This is a genomic window from Acinetobacter sp. GN11, from assembly GCF_054823985.1.
Genome location: NZ_JRVL01000072.1, coordinates 1 through 8530, shown reverse-complemented (window position 1 = coordinate 8530; position 8530 = coordinate 1). Strand labels below are relative to the sequence as shown.

Annotated in this window: 6 protein-coding genes; 3 read left to right on the top strand and 3 right to left on the bottom strand. The window is 30.0% G+C overall.

The window, feature by feature from the left end:
* Positions 1-36 precede the first annotated feature (36 nt).
* From NL42_RS08435 to NL42_RS08425, 3 genes are read left to right on the top strand one after another with little or no spacing between them, the layout of a single operon-like run.
* Positions 37-1140 (top strand): cysteine desulfurase family protein, encoded by a 1104-nt coding sequence (locus NL42_RS08435; protein WP_461312432.1) that lies wholly within the window; start codon positions 37-39, stop codon positions 1138-1140.
* 4 nt (positions 1141-1144) lie between these two features.
* Positions 1145-2521 (top strand): GmrSD restriction endonuclease domain-containing protein, encoded by a 1377-nt coding sequence (locus tag NL42_RS08430; RefSeq protein ID WP_461312431.1) that lies wholly within the window; start codon positions 1145-1147, stop codon positions 2519-2521.
* The gene (locus NL42_RS08425) at positions 2518-3417 is read left to right on the top strand and encodes a protein kinase family protein (RefSeq protein ID WP_461312430.1); all 900 of its coding nucleotides are present in this window, start codon (positions 2518-2520) and stop codon (positions 3415-3417) included. Before NL42_RS08430 ends, NL42_RS08425 begins: the two co-directional genes overlap by 4 nt.
* Before the next feature lie 12 nt (positions 3418-3429).
* On the opposite strand, the gene NL42_RS08420 is transcribed toward NL42_RS08425, so the two are convergent.
* The 3 genes from NL42_RS08420 to NL42_RS08410 all read right to left on the bottom strand — a co-directional run.
* On the bottom strand, positions 3430-4299 hold the full coding sequence (locus NL42_RS08420; RefSeq protein ID WP_461312429.1) for a phosphoadenosine phosphosulfate reductase domain-containing protein: 870 nt from the start codon (positions 4297-4299) through the stop codon (positions 3430-3432).
* Positions 4289-7774, bottom strand: coding sequence for a hypothetical protein (locus NL42_RS08415; RefSeq protein WP_461312428.1), 3486 nt, complete (start codon positions 7772-7774; stop codon positions 4289-4291). Before NL42_RS08415 ends, NL42_RS08420 begins: the two co-directional genes overlap by 11 nt.
* 2 nt (positions 7775-7776) lie before the next feature.
* The coding region (locus tag NL42_RS08410) for a DUF4007 family protein (protein ID WP_461312427.1) at positions 7777-8530 on the bottom strand (754 nt) is incomplete at its 5' end.

Here is an 8530-nt window from a genome sequence, read left to right as displayed (position 1 = left end):
GATGCTTAATATATCTGTTTTGTCATTAGATCAAAGATGATTTATTTAGATTTCGCAGCATCCACACCACTTCTCCCTTCTGTGCAAAAAGAACTATTTCGCGCATTTGAAGAAGAGTATTCAAATCCATCCTCTGCCCATAAATTAGGTCGTAGTTCTGCAGAAAAAATTGAAAGTGTTAGGGATATAATTGCTAATTCAATTGGAGCATATAAAAGTGAAATTATTTTCACTAGTGGTGGATCTGAGTCAAATAACTTGGCAATTAAGGGTTATGTCTTAGCAAATAAAGATAAGGGTAACCACATTATTACGTCATCAATTGAGCATAAATGTATTTTATCTATATGTAATTTTCTTGAGAAAGAGCATGGATATGAAATTACTTATATTTCACCACAGAAAAATGGAATTATTGATGCTCTAGATGTTATTAAAGCTATGCGACCTGATACTGTTTTAGTCAGTATAATGCATGTGAATAATGAAATAGGTTCAATCCAACCAATCAAAGAAATTGGAGAGGCTTGCTTTGAAAAAGATATAAAATTTCATGTAGATGCAGCCCAATCTTACAAAAAAATCCCTATCGATGTTGATAAGTTAAATATAGATATGCTCTCTTTATCTGCCCATAAAATTTATGGTCCTAAAGGTATTGGAGCACTGTATATTAGAGACTTGAGAGAAACTAGGATCCAACCTGTTATTCATGGAGCTGGTCAAGAACATGGGTTAAGAGGCGGTACTCTTGCTACCCCTTTGATTTTAGGATTCGGTGCAGCTGTAGAAGACCAAACCATTGAAGATAGTTTTGAGGAAGTGAATAAAATAAATTCCTTGGTACGAGATAAAGTTATCGAAATTGGTGGATCAATCAATACTCCAAAGATAAATTTTATCCCTCATATTTTAAATATAAGACTTCCTAACTTTAATGCTGCACATTTTGTAGCTAAATCAGATTTTCTATGTTCTCAAGGCTCAGCGTGTTCATCTATGAATATTGAGATGTCTTATGTACTACGGGAGATAGGAGTAACTTATGAAAATTCAATAAATTCATTACGTTTAAGTTTAGATTACAATTCAAAATATGATTTAATACTGCCATTTTTTAAATCTAATATAAAAGGATAATTTAATGGGTACATGGAAATCTAGTGGTCATACAATCAATGATTTTAATGATTGGTCTAAGGATAATAAACTTATAATTCAGCCTAGTTTTCAACGTATGTCTGTTTGGAATAAGACTTCGAAAATTATGCTTATAGATACTATTTTAAAGGCTTACCCTATTCCGAAAATTTTTATTCAAAATGTTAAGAATGAAGAAGGGGTTACAAAAAGAAAAATTATCGATGGTCAACAAAGGATTACAGCTATTTTAGAATTTATAAATAATAAGTTCTCTTTAGATGAGCCATATGAAGGTGAGTTTTTAGGTAAATTCTATAAAGACTTACCACAAGATACAATAAATCATATAGATCAGTATCTTATTGATTGCAACGAGGCTTATGGCTACTCTGAAGAACAATACAGAGAAATATATACAAGATTAAATAAGTATACAGTACCCCTAAATAGTCAAGAGCTGCGAAAAGCTGAATTTCCTGGTTCCTTTTATCAATTGTCTGAAAATATAGCTGCTCTACCGATTTTAGAGGATTGGAAAATTTTCTCTGTCGCTACTCGTAGACGCTTGTTAGATGTAGAGTTTATTTCAGAGATACTCGCTGCTCTTATTGAAGGTCCTCAAGAGAAAAAAGAATCACTAGATGATTTTTATAGAAAATATAACTCAGCTGATTTATCTAATTTAGCAGATCGTTTTTCAAAAATTTTAAAAGAAATAGAAATTTTATTTCCTGAAAATTTAATCTCTAAAACGCGATTTAAACAAAAATCAGATTTTTATTCACTAATAATAGCTATTGATTTTTTTACTCAGCAAAATTTATCTCTTGCTAATACTTCACAAATAAGTGCTCTTATTGATGACTTCATTTTATTAGATGAATCTATTTCACCTTCTGAAGACACTAATAAAATATTTCAAGAATATGCTATACGATGTGTAACTTCTGCAAACTCAAGTTACTCTAGAAAATGGAGAGCTGATTTCCTAAAAATTGTATTAAGTGGAACCTATTATAATTTTGATAAATTTTATAGTTTTTTAAATGACCAAAAAAAATATATCGATGAGCAAAATTTTAAAATTTACATCAGTTTTTATACTTCATTGGATCCTCGAAGATATGAACTCCTTGGTGAGGCTGCAGGTCAAGAGTGTTCAATTTGTGAAGAAGTAATTGATTCAAAAAAAGATAATAGACTATTCGTGATGAATAAATGTAATCCATTTCAAGCATCTAACTTAAAGACAATTGATGAGAAATGTTACCATTCAGACTCATTTATAAAAATTGATGAATTCTTAGCTTCTTTCAACCTTTCTTCTGAATTAAACGATGAACATCTTAAAAGCTTGTTCGGAGATTTTGAAGAATGATTCATATAGATATAAATAGAACTTCATATCAAATTGAAGAAAATCTAATTATTAACGGAATGGTTTATCAATATGAAAGTCACATTGATGATGGTGGTAATGGAATTGTCAACAACTATTTAAATGTACAAACAGGAAATTTTTTTGCTGTAAAAATTATTCCACTTTTCTCCAATAAAGAAGCTGAACGTATTCACACAGAATTAGAAATTTTGAAACATACTAAACATGAGAATATAATTAAATATTATGGTCATAAAATTATAAAAATTAAAATGCTTGATAAACATCGAAAACCTCTTCGTGATATCAATGCTTTGTTTATAGTCATGGAAAAAGCAGAATGTAATCTAAAGAACTTTATTAGAGAACATAAATTAGACTTCTCGATTTATTCTGCTCAAATTATAGGTTTGTGTGAAGGTCTAAATACATTACATGAAATCGCTATTCATAGAGACCTAAAACCTGAAAACATCCTAGTTACTGATAGCCACTGGGTTATCAGTGATTTTGGGTTATGTAGCAAATTAGATGGTACAAGCCCTGAAATTACATCACCTACAAAGGCTATTGGTCCCAGATTTTGGTTATCACCGGAAGCATATACAAGATATCTAGATATTGAAGAACATCGAAAAGATATTATCTTTAAATCTGACATTTATCAAATGTGTGCAATTTTTTGGTTTATTATAAATCGGAAACATCCTAGTGGTATTTTATCTCTAGATGATTTTGATGGCCCAAAGCAACTATATGATCCAATAGTAAGAGGATTGCAGCATGACAATAATAGAAGATATACCTCTACTAGTGAGTTCTTAGAAACTTTTAAACAAGCAATTTTAGAAACAGAAACAGAAACAGAAACAGAAACAGAAAAGGCTACGTAAGTAGCCCTTCTTTTATTTATAACACGTTACACAAGCACCACCACCTTCCATCTCATCATAAACAGTATCTAAATCAATCATTTCAATTAAATGGTCATCATGCAAAGCATTACGACGACGCTTTTTCTTAAACTTAACTAATTTCTGTTCATGATCAGCTTTAATTTGGGCTACACGTTCAGGGTCTTCAAGTGAACTAAGAGGTGTATTTTTCCCCATCCAATAATAGGTTTCACCATTTGTAGATTTTTTATCAGCTAAGTGTTTTTCATAAGCTTTAGCTTCTTCAAACTTATCTGGATGACGCTCTTTCAAACGTACCCATTCAATTTTTCTCTGGTAAAAGCAAAATGTGCATCCACTCCTTGAACGCCATTCATAATATTTTGGCAATCCTAAGCCTGTTCCTTCTAAAATATTTAATATATCGTCTTTAATTAGACCATCTTCTGCAAATGGCATTTTAGTCGTTAAAAATTTTTGGGTAGGGACATAACCTTCACGCCATGGTTCATCAGCCCGAATGCCAACATAACTTATAATTTCATAACCTTCATCCAAAAATGGTTTTACCCACTTTTCAAATGGCACCAATTTCATTTGAACAGTACACCAGCGTTGATGTCCGGAAGGTAAAAAGTGATTATATTCTTTTAACCAATAATCAAAGTCCTTATCAGATCCCAAACGTAAGATTGGTTTACCTAAATATGCTTCTAACTTATTTAAATAATCCATGACTTCTGGAAGTTCTTTACCCGTATCTGTAAAAAAATATTCAATATCTAGGTCTGGATAATTATCTCGCATATAGACCGCTAATGCTGCACTATCTTTTCCGCCAGAAAGACCAAGTACATGTTTTATTTTCCTAATCGACATACTTGTTCTTCTCCTCCGAAACTGGACTTAAATAATCTTTAAGTAATTCATATAAGACTAATGCTTTTGCATCTTTATTTAGATCATCTTGATTTTCTATAAAAGTTCTAAAACTATTAGCCGCCATAACAATCTTTTCTTGAACCTTACTACTAATACGTATGTCTCTATTATATTCTTCTAATCCATTATCTGTATTAACAATAATAGCTAAGTGCTTTTGATCTTTAGTATCAATAAGATCAGGATGACCATTTTTTACAAAAAAACAAAGTTGCTTAAAACGGTAGACAGAACTTGATATCATTTCAAATGCTTTTTTAATACTATCATCAGTCCAATCTCTTTCAGGGACTTGAGATAGTAAAGTTATAAGATTGATAATCCATTGATTAGATTCTTCATTTCTATTAGCAATATGATAAGCAAATTTTTGCATTTGCCAATCTGCCGCAGATTGACTAATAATTTTTGCATATTGCATCAATTCCTTATCAAACTCACCTAATTCCTCTTCTAGTTTAGATAAAAAATCTTGCAATAAAGAATTTTTTGCACTGTCAATTTGTAAGAAAAAATCTGCAATATTCGATTTAAACTTAACTTCATCAAGTATATGTATATCGAATAACTCATACATATCATCAAACAGGAGTTTATAAGGGTCATCAGCCTTAACAATAAACCCTCTTAATTTTTGGGTAGTTTTACTAAAATAGTTGATATCTTTTGAAAATTTTACCCAATTAGGCTGCTTAACCACATAAGAAACTATATAACGAGCAATTTGTAAGGGATTAGCTTCTATATTTTTATTATGGATATCATTGATAACAGCAGTAAGGATATCTATAAATTTATTCTTTTCTAATTGATCACGAATAAAAGTTACCCCAACCTCAGTTGGATGTTTAATTAACTTATTTATAAACTCCTCATCCATTTCGCTAATAAATCTAAAACCTTGACTAATATCTTGATCATAAAATGCTAAAGCATCTTGCTTTGCTAGCAGCAGAGCTAATCCCCATATAGGCAAAATACCTTGAGGAAGGCCAAATGGTGGCTTAGACCACAAATCGTAAAGCTCAGATATTTTGACAATCTCTTTTCTATTCTTTAATAGATTGAAACCTTCCTCAAATAAATAAGCTATCATTTTATGATTAACAGTAAATTTCTCATCTCCTACATTTGGAAATGAAAAGAACCATGCTCCTGATTCTTGATTCAGTCGATGTAATCCTAATTCTTTTAAACATGAAAGATATATTGCTTTTTCTGGTGGAAATTTTTCGATACCAAGATTTTCTTCAGCTGTATGCTCTAACATTATCTCCATTAACTTTCTACGCCCAAATGCAGCTGAACTAGACACATCATTTCTAACAACTAATTCATTAAAGACAGAAGGACATGCAGAAAATTTAGTATCAGCAAAATCAGAGACCATCATTGAGAGTGATTTTTTTTCTACCGCACCCCCTGCGTAGAACCAATCGCTATTATCAAAAGACTCTTGGAATAAAATATCAAGTTGCTGGTAAGCAAAATTTAATCGTTGCTCATATTCTCTCTTAGCGGCCTGATCAATATTAATCTTTGGCAGTTCTATATTTAATTGTTTTAAAGCAAAAATTTCTTTTGCCCATATACTAATTTCATTTAAATTATTTAATTTAGCAATAGCAAAATTAGGGTATTCTTTTGATAATTTCTCAAGTTTTTGTTCAGTTAAAGATTGCTCAGCTATTAACACAAAATATGAAAATGCTTTGTTTTTTAAAATATTAAATTTAGTATCTAGCTTTTTAAGATCTGTTGAATTAATGATTAAATGCTGTTCCATCCAACGCATAATACCTTTTTGTTGATAGTATCTTTTAGCTAAAACAGTATTACTATTATATTCAATATAATCTAAATAGTTTTGATGCTGGCTTAAGGTAAGTAATTTTTCATTAAGGAGTTGTTGTATATTCAACTCTGAAGTTTCAACAACTTCATATGAATTAGTTCTATTCCAATAAGTAACAAGTCCCCATTTAACAAGATTTTCCAAACAAACTGATACTATTTTTTTTTGAGTTAAATCTATAAACGGCAATGAAAATAATAATAAGTTTCTAGTAGGATAAACTCCTAAAGTCTTACCAAATATATTCATCATTGCAATTGCTTTAATTAACTTAAAATATATATCAGTAAATAATGGATCATTTTCTTCTACACTATTAAGCTTTTGACTAAGCAAAGTAATAGCCTGCTCAACCACTCCCCAAGCATGACCTTCTTTTGAACTAAGTATTTGATGCTGCAAATTTTGACTTAAATAATCCCATAAATCGACAATTGTATATGTCTCATTATATAAAACATCTGTTTCTAAAAACCTTCTAAAACTATATGGCTCTACAGATAAAAGAAAGCTAAAAATACTTCGTTCATTTTGGCTAAAACTACTTTTAGATATCGCGCCTAATAAGACTGTTGTCAATGGATGCAAAGGTAAAGCATCCTTAAAATACTGCTTAATTTTGGGATTATTATCTGTTAACCTAGAATTAACTGATTCTTTAATATTTTCTATTAAACATTCATTTAATGATTCGATTTTTTCTGGTAATTTTTTATTGGTTCGTTTAATCGTTTTAGAAACTAAAGCGATTGACTCATCCAAAGAAATTCTATAAGCGACATCAATATAGCGTCCTTGAATCTTTGACCATTCTAGAGATATTTGATGACTTAGTCCTTTAGCATAGTCTGAAAATGACTGATGCAAAATACCAATAAAAATAAAAGGACATTCTTTAGTAGAAAGTCTATTTATTTTTTCTGATAACTCTTGAAATAGATGTAAATCACCAGATTTTCTTGCAATATTCTCAAGTAACTTACCCATTTCATCAAGAACAAAAAGCGTTCCCGAAATTTTTCCTTCTAATTTTCTAAATATAGTATCAATCCATTCAATAAGGTGATACTCATTGTTGATTTCTTCAAACTCTAAAAAGAATAAATCATTTTCAAAGACATTTATTAAATTAGCATTTTTTAAAGCTTGTATAATAGCTCTATAAAAAAGCTCTAAAGGAGAAGATACTCCTCCTACTGCTTTAATAATTAACCATGGCTTTTCATCTGAATAACTAAAAACTTTATCCAACTTCTTAAGTAATTTTTTTTCAGATATTAGCTTTCTAACCGATTCTCTTATAAGTATGTCATTGTTTATTAAACCAGTTAAAATAGCACCAAGAGTTGACTTTCCCGTACCATAACTACCAGTCAAAGTAAAGGTTGACTGATTAGTAGAAATAAATGAATCAGCTATTGTTAATAAAGAATTATAAGCTGTTCCGTGAAAAACTACTTTATCAAAAAACTCTTTTGAAATATCAGAATCTAGTCGAGTTGAGAGTAAATGATTAACATTAATCTGATAATATTTATTTAAGTTAGTTTCATTCATCTTTACTTACTCTCTCGATAAATATTCGCAAGTAGACCATCTAGATCAATATTCTTTATTTCATTGCATGCAAGACTTCTAATACCTAAAGTATCAGACCATTGGAAACGATTATCGATTAATGCACATTGGTTAAGGAAGTAATCAATACCGGTACTATTAATTCTAAATAAACGTCCAGGACTACCAGGATTCGTCAAAACACTATCCACACTAATCGTAGGTGAATCTATAAAATTTTCTTTCCAAAAATCAACTAAACAATATAAAAAAACTAGGGGAGATAAAGGCTTTTGTTCAAGTAAATCAGATTTAAATTTATGTGATTCAACTTGATAAACGAGATTTAATTCATTTAAAGGAGAAATAAAGGCATCTTCATTCATAAAACCACGATTAGTTTTTTTTGCATAACATAGTAAAAAACAATCACAATCTTTCTGTAGCGTAGACTCTGAAGGTATTTTTAGATTCTCTCCTTCAAGCCAATTAATTAAATCCTTAATTAAGTCATTCTTTTCAAAAAACTGTTTATTTGAGAAATTAAAATACCAACGTGAAAAATTTAATTCATTAAAATTCTTTTGAATAAAATAATGTAATAACCAAGTTGATACATTCAATTCCAAATAATTATCATATTTAGCAAAAATATCTGCTAGAGGTGTCACATATTTCGGTCGAAAATCTTCTTTTACATTTATAGGTACTAATCCGGAGAGTTCGGTCCAATATTTGATACTATCGACCATATTT